The 12,920-nt window shown below is 38.1% G+C and carries 14 protein-coding genes and 2 pseudogenes; 4 read left to right on the top strand and 12 right to left on the bottom strand.

Translation table 11 applies throughout. The features are described from left to right. Positions 1-92: 92 nt before the first annotated feature. From PC_RS11680 to PC_RS10955, 3 genes and pseudogenes are all read right to left on the bottom strand, one after another. A pseudogene (locus PC_RS11680) lies at positions 93-740 on the bottom strand (chloramphenicol phosphotransferase CPT family protein). Positions 741-756: 16 nt separating this feature from the next. Beyond that, on the bottom strand, positions 757-2,250 hold the full coding sequence (locus PC_RS10960; protein ID WP_181679029.1) for a GNAT family N-acetyltransferase: 1,494 nt from the start codon (positions 2,248-2,250) through the stop codon (positions 757-759). Continuing rightward, positions 2,250-2,825 carry a GNAT family N-acetyltransferase gene (locus PC_RS10955; RefSeq protein WP_039356972.1) on the bottom strand — a complete coding sequence of 192 codons (576 nt, stop codon included), beginning with the start codon at positions 2,823-2,825 and terminating at the stop codon, positions 2,250-2,252. The genes PC_RS10960 and PC_RS10955 overlap by 1 nt, the downstream gene beginning before the upstream one ends. A 363-nt stretch (positions 2,826-3,188) precedes the next feature. Between PC_RS10955 and PC_RS10950 the strand changes: the two genes are divergently transcribed. The 3 genes from PC_RS10950 to PC_RS10940 are packed head-to-tail and all read left to right on the top strand — an operon-like array spanning position 3,189 to position 4,135. Then, complete coding sequence (locus PC_RS10950; RefSeq protein ID WP_039356968.1) at positions 3,189-3,425, top strand: hypothetical protein; 237 nt, start codon at positions 3,189-3,191, stop codon at positions 3,423-3,425. After that, entirely contained in the window at positions 3,412-3,663 is a 252-nt protein-coding gene (locus PC_RS10945) for a hypothetical protein (RefSeq protein WP_181679028.1), read from the top strand. Before PC_RS10950 ends, PC_RS10945 begins: the two co-directional genes overlap by 14 nt. Further along, positions 3,656-4,135: a DUF3987 domain-containing protein gene (locus PC_RS10940; RefSeq protein ID WP_039356962.1), complete on the top strand. Its 480-nt coding sequence runs from the start codon at positions 3,656-3,658 to the stop codon at positions 4,133-4,135. Before PC_RS10945 ends, PC_RS10940 begins: the two co-directional genes overlap by 8 nt. Positions 4,136-4,156: 21 nt before the next feature. On the opposite strand, the gene PC_RS10935 is transcribed toward PC_RS10940, so the two are convergent. The 9 genes and pseudogenes from PC_RS10935 to PC_RS11830 form a co-directional block, all read right to left on the bottom strand. Beyond that, positions 4,157-5,140, bottom strand: a complete 984-nt coding sequence (locus PC_RS10935) for a hypothetical protein (protein ID WP_232086049.1) — start codon at positions 5,138-5,140, stop codon at positions 4,157-4,159. A gap of 75 nt (positions 5,141-5,215) precedes the next feature. Continuing rightward, complete coding sequence (locus PC_RS10930; RefSeq protein ID WP_181679027.1) at positions 5,216-9,913, bottom strand: RHS repeat-associated core domain-containing protein; 4,698 nt, start codon at positions 9,911-9,913, stop codon at positions 5,216-5,218. Between the two features lie 195 nt (positions 9,914-10,108). Beyond that, positions 10,109-10,363: a DUF6531 domain-containing protein gene (locus tag PC_RS10925; RefSeq protein WP_039356953.1), complete on the bottom strand. Its 255-nt coding sequence runs from the start codon at positions 10,361-10,363 to the stop codon at positions 10,109-10,111. Positions 10,364-10,478: 115 nt separating this feature from the next. Further along, positions 10,479-10,682, bottom strand: coding sequence for a hypothetical protein (locus PC_RS10920; protein ID WP_155117099.1), 204 nt, complete (start codon positions 10,680-10,682; stop codon positions 10,479-10,481). 152 nt (positions 10,683-10,834) lie between these two features. Continuing rightward, positions 10,835-11,002, bottom strand: coding sequence for a transposase (locus tag PC_RS11920; RefSeq protein ID WP_155117102.1), 168 nt, complete (start codon positions 11,000-11,002; stop codon positions 10,835-10,837). Further along, a complete protein-coding gene (locus tag PC_RS11915) occupies positions 10,977-11,246 on the bottom strand; it encodes a transposase (protein WP_420885543.1) in 270 nt (89 codons plus the stop codon). The genes PC_RS11920 and PC_RS11915 overlap by 26 nt, the downstream gene beginning before the upstream one ends. A gap of 29 nt (positions 11,247-11,275) precedes the next feature. Next, a pseudogene (locus PC_RS11675) lies at positions 11,276-11,386 on the bottom strand (IS630 transposase-related protein); the annotation flags it as partial. 151 nt (positions 11,387-11,537) lie between these two features. Continuing rightward, on the bottom strand, positions 11,538-11,819 hold the full coding sequence (locus PC_RS11835) for a transposase (RefSeq protein WP_181679026.1): 282 nt from the start codon (positions 11,817-11,819) through the stop codon (positions 11,538-11,540). A gap of 7 nt (positions 11,820-11,826) precedes the next feature. Next, on the bottom strand, positions 11,827-12,180 hold the full coding sequence (locus tag PC_RS11830) for a transposase (RefSeq protein ID WP_181679025.1): 354 nt from the start codon (positions 12,178-12,180) through the stop codon (positions 11,827-11,829). 294 nt (positions 12,181-12,474) lie between these two features. On the opposite strand from PC_RS11830, the gene PC_RS11825 reads away from it, so the two are divergent. Then, positions 12,475-12,606 carry a hypothetical protein gene (locus tag PC_RS11825; RefSeq protein ID WP_269474205.1) on the top strand — a complete coding sequence of 44 codons (132 nt, stop codon included), beginning with the start codon at positions 12,475-12,477 and terminating at the stop codon, positions 12,604-12,606. Positions 12,607-12,920 lie beyond the last annotated feature (314 nt).

The following is a 12,920-nucleotide window of genomic DNA, read 5'->3' as shown; positions in this document are numbered from 1 at the left end:
CTTTTTTTAGTTCTCCAGATGTTGATCTCCATGGAGACAGATGTTCCATATTCCGTTCATCAAAAGCTTTAAATTTGAGACTATCAGTTTCATTAGGAAGGCGAAGAATAAGACGACTTGTTTTTAAAAATGACTTGAAGATTATCTCCTGTGGTTTCTCCTTTTGGAGTAAAAGACTTAATTTTTTCGATATTTTCCTCTAGAGGGGCATGATGCGTCTCTATTTCAAGATCATAAGTTGCATCAGCATGTACTTTATGAAACTGCCATCGCGCAGATCCTAAGACGCGATTTCCTCGATCTTTTTCTCTCTGTTCCAAAACAGCAAGAGAAGCATTTACTCCAACCCATAAAACTCAAAAATCTTTTAAGATTCCTTTCCACTCGTCAAGTTGCTGTTTGCCGAAAGAAACATCATCAATAATAATGCGATGACCCATTTTGGCAAGTGCAAGCACTACCTCTTGAAATGTTTTGCCTATTTTTTGAGCATAAGGACCTGCCTGTAGCTCTTGAATAGGATTATCAAATTCATCCTCGCTCTTTTTCCAGCTGTATCCAATAGGAGCCTCTCCGTCAGTCCAATCGTTTACTTTTTCTGGCATCCATCCAATAATCTTATCAATACCAATATGTAGAAATGGCCCTTCGAAAGCATGTTGTAATGCTTTTGCAAGAGTTGTCTTCTCACTACTCGATGGCCCATTTAAGTAAATGATCTGGATCGATTCATTTGTCATTCAACAGTACCTCAGTTTAGTTCGTCTCATAATTTAATTGAACAAGACCACTAGGATAAGATTGGGAAGAAATGAGTCGACACGCATGTTCTTTGTCTATTGGATTAAAAAGAGGTATCCCTGATCCGAGGATTATAGGAATTACAGACAAAGTCATAGAATCTACTATCTGCAAATCTAAAAAGTGGGAAATTGTTACACCTCCATCGATCCAGATATGTTTAACTCCAGCCGAATGAAGTTGAGAAATTAATTGGATTAAATCTCCGCAATAAAGCTCCATATCTTCTCTGACGGTACTTAAACTGTTGCTCAGTACAACTACCCTTTTTCCTGCATAGAGGTTTGGCACTGTTATAGCCACTTCATAAGTTTTACGACCAATAATCAAGGCATCAATACTATCCATTAACTTTTGAAATCCGTAATCTTCATCGAAGCCACCAACTCGATCGAGCCAATCAATGCCGCCATCTTTACGAGCGATATAGCCATCAATGCTTGTTGCAATGTAAATGGAGATTTTCGGTCGATCCATGCGATCAACTGTAAGACATTTTCCTATTTCGAAATCTCGTGGATCACCCTTATAACCATCAGGGTCATTAAAAGGCATTTCTGTATATCCAAGTCTACGATAGAACTGACATGCCTCTTGTGAAGATTGAATGAGTAACTTTTTGAATCCTTGATGATAAAGCCAGCGTTCGCAAAGTCTTAAAAATTGGCTTCCAAATCCCAACTTGCGGTAATGTTCATCAACTACAATAATCCTTAATGCAACTCTATTTTCAGGCCAAAGTTGAAGATGTGCATAACCAATTATTTCAGCGTTTTTATAAAAGACAAAATGGATATGATCTTTATGTGTAAACGTCCAAGTATAAGGATCTTCTTTTGACTTAAAAAAATATTTTTGGCGAAGAAGGCGGACTGCATCCCATTCCCGATCAGTCAAGGCCTTTACAATACGCCATCCATCAAAACCATCTTTTACGTCAATATTTGCAACGAAAGCATCCTTTCCATTGCAATACTGGAGACTGTCGTAAGGGAATTTTTTTGCTAACTCTAATTTAAGTTTGGCATAACTATTAGCATCATCAGGATGAGAACGCATCCAATTCCGAAAATTCAAGTAACGAATGATTTCAGGATCACCTTCTTGGTAAACGTGCACATTATGAGTTCGAAGGCTCTTACCTTTTTGAAAATATCTCCTGAAAGCAATGCCATATTCGCCTTTAACTTCATATCCTAGGGACTCCATAGCCTTAGTTGCTTTGTCAACTTCTTGAATATTTCGTACTACAGGAAGCATATCAATAATAGGTTTAGCGCTTAATCCAGGAATGGAAGTAGAGCCAATGTGATGAATTTCTATGCAATTATGTCCCAAGGCTTGTTTAATTCGCTCAGCCTCTACCTCAAACAATTCAGGCCAGTTTGGGTCATATTCAACGACTTCTATTTTATTCATTATATCAGAAAGTGCATCAGGAAGAGGCATTATAAAACTCTCCATTCATTATGATTCATACGATAAAGCACATGTTTTTTCAGCAGATGATCTTTTGGTAGTTTGGGATGATCAAAATCGCCTTTTGGATCATGATGCATGCCAATCTTTTCCATGACATGCCTAGAACGTTGATTTGCTACTGTTGTAAAAGAAACAATTTCTTTGAGATTTAACGCCTCATATCCGTATTTCAGAGCAGCTAAAGCACCTTCAGTAGCGTAGCCTTTCCCCCAATATTCATAAGCTAGTCGCCAGCCAACTTCTACTGCAGGCGTAAAATGAGCGTTGAAGGTAGGGACAGCTAAGCCAATAAAGCCAATAAAAGAAGAAATATCTGGAATAGACACTGCCCATAATCCCCATCCTTGTTCTTGCAATTTGGGCGAAATGCGTTTAGCTAGATCATCGCTTTCCAAGCGACTTAAAGTAGATGGAAACCATTCCATAACACGTGGATCTGCATTAAGCTTAGCGAAAGGCTCCAAATCGTCTTCGCACCACTGACGTAGAACAAGACGTTCTGTTTTAATAACGGGAGTAAAGATCTGTTTATTATCGACCATAATGTCCTTTAATTTCTGTAAGTTTTAAGAAACTCATATGTTTTAAACTTTAAAATTCATCAAGGTAATTGTTTTATAAAATTATTAATAGCTCACACGTTATTAGATATTACTAAACCCTAACCTCACCTAATTTTTTAGCTGTTGTAGCAAGTTTAGCACTCTTTAAAGAATCTGAGTATATCACCTAATCCAATTGATTTTCTAGGCCAAAGGTAGATTTAAATGCGTCGATATTTTTTTATTTTCGACGATAAGTGTCTCCTTATCAAACTCTAGGATTTTTTCCTAGATTCGTTAAAATGCGACTAAAAACGCCATGTATTTCCATGAATCCATACAAAACAACAGGAGGAAACACAGATGTCTACTGATGAAAAACCTAAAGACTTTATGGACCCAAGCCAACTCGTTAAAGATTCTTGCTGTCCTTTTTCAAAACGTGCGTTGTATTGGCAAATTTGGCGCGCAGGAATTAATGGTCTAGCGCCAGCAATTTATAGAGTGGGAAGAAAAATAATTATTTCACGTTCTGGCTTTATAAATTGGTTAACAAGCCATCAACGTAAGTCTAGGAAAGGTGATAATGACAACAACTGAGTGGTGGGCTCTTCAACTAGTCGAAAGCATGAAAGAAGCATCTAATTTAGTAGATAGTTTTAGGGATTGTTTGGAGCCGAACATCGACGAACTTGACAAGGCAGCTCTTCTTTATGAGGACTGTTGTCAAGCCTATAAATTTAACTCTATCAGCCTTGAGGAATTTATTGAACTTGGAGAAAGCCTGCGTGCAAGGCAGGCTCATAGAATCATTCAAAAGGATTACACTAATGGATAATACTTCAAAAAATTTTGGTAAACAAGAAAATGAATACATTGATTCTGAGATTCGTGCAGCTGAATTAGAAAGACAGTGTAAAGAACAAACTAATCAAAAAACCAGCGTAGCTTATGCTCCATTGCCTCTGCAAAGATCTAGTTTTCCTGCCAAGCCTTACCCTTTTGATGCATTAGGTCCTATAGCAGGAGCTGCAGCTCGTCGGATTCACGAAGTTGTACAAGCGCCTGATGCAACTTGTGGACAAAGTTTTTTAAGAGTTCTTTCTTTGTGCTGGCAGGGATTCGTGGATGTTAAAATTGATGGGAGAAGATACCCAACCTCTCTTTTTCTATTAACAGTTTCTGACAGTGGTGAACGCAAAAGCGCCACAGATAAAATTGCTTTAAAACCAATCAATGACTGGCAAAAGCTGCTTGTAGATCAACATAAAAAACAGTTAATAGATTACAAAAACAAACTTGAAATCTAGGAGATTAGGAGAAGTATTGACTTAATCTGTCTTATCACAAATCTTTTGAAAAATTAAGAGCTTCTTTCCATCGCCTTTTTTAAATGAAAATTCTGGTACAGTTTTAAAGAATATGGAGGTGACGTAATCTGTGGTAGATTTAACGTTCTCATTATTGACTGCAATTTCACCATAAACTTTGACTATGGGTTCACCATATTTCCACTTGGCGCCCATCAAACATTCCATCATATCAACATAATGGAATTCAACGTCGGAACCTTCAGGAATTATAACAACTTGTAATGTCCCATCACTTTGCCTCTTCTCTGCAAGCATTTTCAATTTTGCTCCGCCGACATTCACAAGGGTATATCCTTCTTGTAGATCCTGACCACAAGCTTTAAAATAGTCTCCATCTTTCAATTGTGTAGTTTTCATAATTAAACTTTCCCAAAGCTGACGATCCTCCTTATTTGGATGACCTTTCTTTTCAGGATATACAAGATTAAACATCAGGGACCAACCAGCTCCTGGATCATTCAGGCCTACCCAAGCCATGAAAATTAATTGACCTTCCCTTTGGGTTCGGATAGCAAGAATTGGGTAATCTCCCCATTGAGTCTCAATGGAAACAAACCCTTTAGGGTCTTCTTTTTCGAGCATTTTAAGAGATTTTTGATTATTAAATGAATTTGGACCAGTCTGAGCAACATTTGGGCTTAATTTGACTCTCAAAATAGGTACTTTTAAAGAAGTAGGATTCTCAAAATAAGCCTTAAGAACATCCTTAGGACCCCAATAACTCCAATCATATGGATCTAAAGTCTCTCTAGGAGATAGAGCAATAAAATCTGCAGGTATGCCGGGGTCCACAGCCAAAGGACATAAAAAATTCGGTAATAACTCTAAAATGCGTAAATCATTTTTCGCCTCTTGCGTGTCTTTGAGAGCTATTGGTGTAAGAGGGTTCATGGTGAATATGCATGCAAATAGCGAATACAGAAATATAAAAATTCGTTGCATTGTTTTTCCTTAAATCATCTTTTAGAGTCAATTTTGTGAAGGATCATATGAAGTGGTTTTCCAAATTCCTTATCTTCAAGGAGCTGATAGAGCTTTTAAAGCTTCTTCGTAGCTTTCTTCATATTCGTTTTTATATTTAAAACTATCTTCGAGATCGATAGTGCTATAATTCAATCTACCTTGGGAAATATTCGCTACTGAAATTTGTGGATCTTTCAAACCAAAACCATTTTCATCATGATTATAAATTATGATTTCTATATTCTTTACGGTAAAAGGCCTCTCTTTGAGGAATTCTTGAATCTCTTTATTTTCATTCACCTGGCGTAATAACTCCGCGGAAGATTTTATTAGCAATTCCCTCAACTGCTCTTTAGTATAAGGGTGTTTTGTATCAAAACATAAAGTCACTTCCTGTATAGGTCCTCTTGGCATTGCAACGCCCATTCCGCTGGGTTTTATATTATATTTATCTTTACCATAAAAGTATCCTTCAAATTTATTTTGAGAATTTTCGGTTGCAAGACCGAAGCGGTCCAAATGATTCAATGGATTATTGTGAAGGTAAGAATAAAGATTCGGCCCATCAATAAAGCCAGCAGGATCTTGGCTAATCCACCTACCGGTAATTGGATCGTAAAACCTCAAGCCGAATAAAATGAGACCAGAGCCTTGATCGACTCGCTTTTCAGCAAACCTCCAGGGATTCCCTACTAAGGAGGATTCTACTACTTCACCATAAGCGTTATATACAGTCTCTTCTCCAAAAGCTGTGTATCGATAACTCTCAATAAGTTCGCGACTTTGAGGATCAATCAAGCTAACCACATTGCCTGCAATGTCATGAAGTGGCACAAAGATTTCGCCTTTAATTTCAAAGGCAATGCTGGTAACCGCTAGGTCGTCTCCATGCAAACCTGGAATTTTGAGGGTCTCAATATTTCCTGTTTCTGTGAGCGTGCCAATTTCCTGATAGCCTAAGTAGAAATAACGTGAAGTGGAGAGGGTTTTCTTGTTTTTCCCTCTGGTATCCAAATGCTTTTCAACCAATAGCCTGCCAAAGGGATCATAGGAAAAGGTAAGAGTTGTTTTATCTTCTTTCTCAATGGAAATGAGTTGGGAAAGAATATTACTTTCAAATCGCGTTTCCTCGCCATTAAGGACCTTTCTCAAAAGATTTCCTTGTGGATCATACGAAAATTCAGCGTTTGAATAGGAGGTCAATTGATTAAGGGCATTATAAAGAAGTTCATCATTGCCGGCTTTAATCCGATTGTCTAAAGAATCGTAAAGGTACGTCTTAGTATTTACCTTTTTTTCCGAGGTGAGTTGAGAAAGGGAGTTATAGGCATATTCTTCTTGGCTTAAGCCTTTAACCTCTAACAAGCGCCCTAATGAATCTCGGGTGTATTGTTCGCTGAAAAAGTCGCTTTTACTTGAGATTTTTCGACCATTCAGGTCATAAGTGTGTTCTTTAGATCCTGCGTAACCAATGCAGTTTTCATTTTGTAATCTACCTTGGCTGTCATACCGGTCATAAGTATGCGTATAGAGAACTTCTCCTTGTGCAGAAATCCGTTTGACTTCGCGGCCAAAGACGGCATCGTAAGTATAAGAAATCTTGGAGCTATCAGGGAAAATAACCTCCTTCAGCCGCCCTTTTTTGTCATAAGTATATTGAAGGGTATAGGTCCCTTCTCCATCTTTGATTGTTTCTTTGGTCACCTGATCAAAGGCGTTGTAGGTTCTCTGAACAGATTTCCCATGGAGAGAATAGGCCGATAGAATATTGCCTTTGCGGTCGTAAGAATAAATATTTGAAATCTGCAATTCTTTTTTGCTATCTTGTGCTTCAATTTTGTGAAGTTTTCCGTCTTTGTTATAGGTATAATTAATAGGCGTTGCAGTTCCAGAAATACTTTTGCTAGTCATTTTCCCTATGGAATTATAGCTATAGTGGGTTCGTTTTTCTAGCGGGGAATCTGCCGCTTCCAACTCTTCTTCTAAACACCCCATTGATCCATAATTCCATCGCATTTTCTGAGAACCCAGGATTTTTCCTTCCACAATTTGGTCATGAACTTCGCAAGCTTTGTTGCCAAGTGAGTCATAAAGTGTCTTTTGAGATGAGAGAAGAACACCAAAAGGATCTTTTTTGATAATGGAATACACTCGGCTCAGAGCATCAAATTCAATCTCTGTTTGGACACCAATTGGATTCACAAGGGTCTTCTTGAGAACCGTTTGCCCCAAAATATTTTGATAAGAATTATCGATGATGATCTTTGTTTCTTGTTCGGAGCCATCTAAATAGGCAACGGGTTCTCCCTCAGAGTTATAAAAAGTTCTAACTAATGAAGTTTTAGCGCCATTTTCAAGGCTATACTCTTCAGTACAATGACCTTGTGAATCATAAGAAAAATATTTTTTAATTAAAACAGTGCCTTGAGAATCTTCAATTCGCTTTTCTATCACATTTCCAGGCAAATCATACTCAAAGCATTCTAGGGCATAATCTTGCGATCCACTATTAAACCAAATTTTCTTTTGATGGAGGCGGCCAAGAGGGTTGTAAAAGATCTCTGTAAGCCGAGATTCAGGGTCCTTTTCATTTTGCCCGCTTGCATGTTTAACGAGAGAAGCCAATCTTCCGGCAGGATCAAAGGTGTAGCGTTTTACGTGATCGTCTTCTTTTTCATAAGTGCATCGGAAGCCATTGTATTGACGGGACCTGCTCATGAAAAAAGAGGAAACACCCGCTTCACCAGCAATAGATAGTTCTTCATAAATAGATCTTCCTAAGTAGTCATATTCATAGACGGTAATGATTTGCTCGCGAGTCAGAGAGCGATGAAGGCTACCTTCCGTGTCGTATTTAAAAAGTTCAAAAGATCCGTCTGGGTAATTGATTCTAGTGGGGCTCCCTCGTAAATTATAGGATTTTGCAATGACATCTCCTTTAGGATCTTCCGTTGTCAGAACATTCCCAAAGAGATCGTAGGTATAGCTAAAAGAGGGGCGGATGATTTGATTATTTTCATCTAATACTTCTGGGTGAATGACTTTTACCAATCGATGAAAAGCGTCATATTCATAGATCGTAGAATTTCCATAGCGATCTGTCGAGCAGATTTTTTTTCCCAGGGAGTCATAGGTATTGCTGATTGTAAATTGACCTTCAGCGGTTATCTCAGTGATTTGAGTGGGCTGGTTGTGAAAGTCGAAAGTTGTTGTAATATGCTTGCCATCTTGCGGGATCGAGACAGAAATTCGATTGCCAATTCCGTCGTAACCGAAACCGAACTCTCTACCGACAGCATCGATTTGTAAAAGTACTTGTCCAATAGCGTTGTATGTTCTTTTCTCTGTAAAGGCGTATTGGCCGTTAGCATCATAGGTGGTGCAAGATAAAAGGTTGGATTGGTCGTCATACACATTGACTAGTTTATTGATTAGAACCTCTTGTTTCTTTTTGAGGTCTAAAGCCTTTTCTTCGATGATTTCAGGCAGGCCAACTCCAGGGAGGGTTTCTTTTGGCTTGATTTCCTTGATATGTCTTTCTGTGACACTCCAACCATAGATTTTTGATTCCTCTTCCTGTGAGCCATCATCTTCAATGATTTTAATACAGACACCGTTTTCATTATATGACTGAAAGGTTCTTTTTTTAATATTTCCTTTATCGAAGATCAGCTTTTTAATGAGGAGGTTCGTTCCCAGTTTGTAGGTGTAAAGCGTCTGGTTTCCTTTGCAATCACCCATTTTCGTAAGCAAATTCAGCCCATCTGTTGAGTAACCAAAGGTTTTGACGTTGCATTCTTCCTCATCGGGATTTAAGAGTTTGCCATCGGAAGAGACTTGTAGGGAAACTTCTTGTTTTCCAGTTAGATTACCATAAAGCCTTTCTTCAATGACATTGCCTGATTTATCATATTGAAAGGATCGATAAGAATGGATACGCCCGCTGCCATCCCCTATGGTTTTTGTTAGCAAAAGCCCGGCATCTGATTTTGTTTTTCCCCAGAAATTCTGCTCGATGCGATAAAGGCCATTTTGGTTGTCATACCTTTCAATGGCTATTAGCTGAGAACGCTTGTCATAGATATACCTTGTTTTAACACCCATCGCGTTGAAGACATCGGTATAGCTAGTTCCATAGGAAAAAGAATGTACAATTTCTGTTTTGCCTGTCTGTGAATTTGGACCTTTTAAGGATTTGACTTTGCCATCCTGATAGTCAATTTCAATAAAACGACCCTCCGGCAGAGTTTTTTTAATCAAAACATCACTATATTCATAAGCAATAGGCAGGCAATGAGAACCTTCAACTTGGATGAGCTGATAAATCCCATTTGTCAATACAAAATGATAAGTCAGTTCACGGGCATCGCTTGTTTCGATATGCATTTGGCAATCGCCCTCCTGAAACTCATAGCTCAAGTGAATCCATGAAAAGATCTTTGTTGCACTCTTGTTTTTCATTTCGATTGAAGTGAGATGCCCCGCAGCATCATAGGAAAAAGAGAGTTGGTTTCCGCTTGGAAGAATTTCTTGGCTTAAGAGAAAGGATTCCGGCTCTATCATTTGGCCGGCCATCAATGGCGTTAACTCCTCTCCAAGTATAAGCGACGGCAATTGTTGTACTTTTTGATAAATTCGTTTAGTTCCGTCACCCAAAATCAATTCACATATACCGCCTTTGCAATGAAGAAGGTTATTTTGGTGATTGGTCTGTCCATTGATTTCTTGAGCGTAAGTATTAACTAGTCCCAAGGCATTGTTTAAGACATCGATCTTGAGCAGATCTTTAGTCGATCCATTCGTATTTCTCCACCCGCTGTAAGGAAGAATTCCACCCGAGCGTTCTCCTGTAAAAGCAGAGGTTCATTCAAATCGCTCTTTGTCAATGATGCATGATTTTCCGGAAGAATCCTTGCCAATGACAAGAAATCTTTGAGGGAATATTCTCTATCCACCTGCTTGTATCCCTGAAATGGTATCTTTTGTACTATAGAAACGCTGTACCACCAAAACATCAGGCCCTGTAATTACCAAATCTGTAGCGGATTCGCAATAATCACCATTGATGACATTCACACTATTTTGAATGAAGGCATTTGGGTCAGATTCAGTAGATACAAGTTGTAAATGACCGGCTGAAAGCGCAGGAAGATATAGACATAAAGTAAAAATTGTCAAAAGCCAATGGGGAAAGATAGTCATATATTTTTTTTATCTCTGTTTTGCGAGAGCTCTGTTAAGGAGCTATGAAGATAAGATAAAGGGCAATTTGCTGACAATTTGAAATTTCTAGTTTACTCTCACGTGCTGGAGATTGTTATTCTGAAGATGTTTTCATGGATAAGAATGTAGACAATTGATGTGATTTTTCGACATTATTATCCAGAAATCTGTTATATCCATTCTTTTGTGCACCGATCTCTGCATCGGAGCTGCAGCCGGGAACTTCGCACACTTCCTCCTCCGTGAGCATAAAAGTGACAAAAGATTGAGTGCGTCGGCAAACAAGTTCAGAATCCAATCCTCAAGACTGAAATTCATAGGCTTGGATATGAATACTATAAAATTAGAGGTGTTTTAAATGTATCAATTTTGATACTAGGAAAGATAGAGTAAGGGCATGTGCATGAATCGATCTCGCCAACCACCTAAAAAGTTTCTGTAAGTTAGCTTTTATGCCGAGACAAATGGCAATGAGCCTGTTCGAAAATGGTTAAAATTTGCCCAGAAAACTTCAATTGGATTTAAATTAGGTGAATAAAAGAGAAGAATTAAAATTTTACATCCGGCTTGTTCAATCAGATATTTAGTTTTTTTAGACTTGTGAAAAGTAGCATGGATCCATAATAATCACCTGTCCAATTTTAAGCTCTGGAATTAATATTTTTTCTAACCAGGTATTAAACAAGATAGTATGACACGCTCCTGCATAGCCAAAAGGAGCAAACATTTTAGATTGGCATTTAGCTGCTATAAAGTTTCCCCTTGAAAAACGATGACCAGATACTACTGAATAAACTTTCTCTCCTCTAAAAGCTCGCCCACTATGACGGTGTAGACATTCATTGATTCCACTTTCATCAATATAAACACGATTTCTTTCTGCTATCTTTTCTAATTCTTTTTTAAACTCCTCACGTTTTTTCTCATCTCTTTCTTTGTAAAATAAGGTCTTTTTTTAAAAGTAATTTTAAGCCTTTTACAAGCGTAGAATATAGAGGAAGGATCTACATTAAAGCCAGTTTAACGTAAAAAACCCCAAAAAATATACTAAGAGCTTAGCAGCTTCGATTTCTATATTTGAAAAGAACAGTCGAGGCTTGGATGGATTCAAGCAATAATTAGCAAGACCTGCCATCAGATTGCTCAGAAAGTTTCATCGACTTCGGTGCCGATGATGTTCTATCTGACAGCTATTTTTCAACAGATTATTCACACTTTCAATAATAGCCCTCTTTTTTAGCATGAGTTTATCCACTAACGCGATCAATTTATTTTTCATTTTCTTCTTTACTTTTGTGAAAAGATGCATTCTCTTTTGCATTAGAGTATGAGTCAGTTTTTCTGAAATATACCCTCTATCTGCAAATGCTTTTCCTTTCATCCCTTCTACCATTTCTGGAACGAGTTTGCGATCATCGCTATTGCCAGTTGTCAACTAAATGCTACATTTCTGCGTGATGATTAATCACAAGATGGAGCTTAAACCCAAAGAACCAGCCAACGGTTGTTTTTCCCCATTTAGCTTGCTCTTTAAAGACACGATGGGAAGAGGCTCGTTTGACATGGCAAACCGTTAATACGGTAGAATCTATAAATAAAATCCCTTCACAGATCCCTTGATGTTCTTGGATCAGGCAAAACATAGGGAAAAATGCTTCAGAGGTGAGTTGAACAAATCTTGAGTATCCAACAAGACGAGGAAATAAATATTTTAAAGTTGTTTTTACATGGTTTAAGTAAAAGTGCTTAAATGTTCTGTCATTGGAGCGATGAAAGAGAAGCAAAATCGTCAGCACTTCACTTAAGGATATTCTAAAAGTTCTTTTGCGGATTTTTCTTTTCGTCTACTCTATTTGTTTTTGGGAACACATTTGGTGAAATCTATTAGAAAAATCATCCACAAGACAAAAAAGTTTGATCATCTCCATCTCGTTCATTTTGGCCTCTTTCCTTAGTTTTTGTTCAGGAAAACAAAATCTTCTAATAGAAAAGAGACCTTTTTTCAACAAAGATCCCTCAGAAGATAGATTACCTTAAATTGGTGTTTACTTAGGATGGGATGCCCTTTAATGCGGACTCTGGCTCTGTAAATGACAGTGCCGTCTTTAGCGGCGCGTTTATCTATGCCTTACACGGTTTTAACCCTTTCTTCTGAATTATTGAAAAGGTTAACCGTTGCTTTTGATGGGAAGTTTATCGCGCTTTTTTGTGGTGTGTTGTGATCGATTGGTCCACCAGGGGCCCACGCTAGTGGCATCTGCTTATTCTCAAAAATGTGAGTTTCTTGCAGATCCATTTCTAACACACCTCACAACGCTAAAAGAAAAAGTGGGGCAAGTAAGATTTGAACCTACGACCAGTGGGTTATGAGTCCGTGGACTTCCCACAATTTCATAACAGTCATTCATTGCTCACAGCAATGACGTTAACACAATCTAAAGCTTAAATTCAATTGCCAATTGCTGGCATTTATTGAAGAAAATAGGATGGCATTGTGCCACCAGTGTACCATGAGAAACTAACAATAATTTTACTG

The organism is Candidatus Protochlamydia amoebophila UWE25, assembly GCF_000011565.2.
GTDB lineage: Bacteria > Chlamydiota > Chlamydiia > Chlamydiales > Parachlamydiaceae > Protochlamydia > Protochlamydia amoebophila.
The sequence above is the reverse complement of the archived record's forward strand: the minus strand, read 5'-3'. Positions and strand labels throughout refer to the sequence as shown.

Excerpts from the sequence above, each read along its gene's own strand:
- PC_RS10960 (WP_181679029.1), bottom strand. The coding sequence starts at position 2,250 with ATGCCTCTTCCTGATGCACTTTCTGATATAATGAATAAAATAGAAGTC.
- PC_RS10955 (WP_039356972.1), bottom strand. The coding sequence starts at position 2,825 with ATGGTCGATAATAAACAGATCTTTACTCCCGTTATTAAAACAGAACGT.
- PC_RS10950 (WP_039356968.1), top strand. The coding sequence starts at position 3,189 with ATGTCTACTGATGAAAAACCTAAAGACTTTATGGACCCAAGCCAACTC.
- PC_RS10945 (WP_181679028.1), top strand. The coding sequence starts at position 3,412 with ATGACAACAACTGAGTGGTGGGCTCTTCAACTAGTCGAAAGCATGAAA.
- PC_RS10940 (WP_039356962.1), top strand. The coding sequence starts at position 3,656 with ATGGATAATACTTCAAAAAATTTTGGTAAACAAGAAAATGAATACATT.
- PC_RS10935 (WP_232086049.1), bottom strand. The coding sequence starts at position 5,140 with ATGCAACGAATTTTTATATTTCTGTATTCGCTATTTGCATGCATATTC.
- PC_RS10925 (WP_039356953.1), bottom strand. The coding sequence starts at position 10,363 with ATGACTATCTTTCCCCATTGGCTTTTGACAATTTTTACTTTATGTCTA.
- PC_RS11825 (WP_269474205.1), top strand. The coding sequence starts at position 12,475 with ATGACAGTGCCGTCTTTAGCGGCGCGTTTATCTATGCCTTACACGGTT.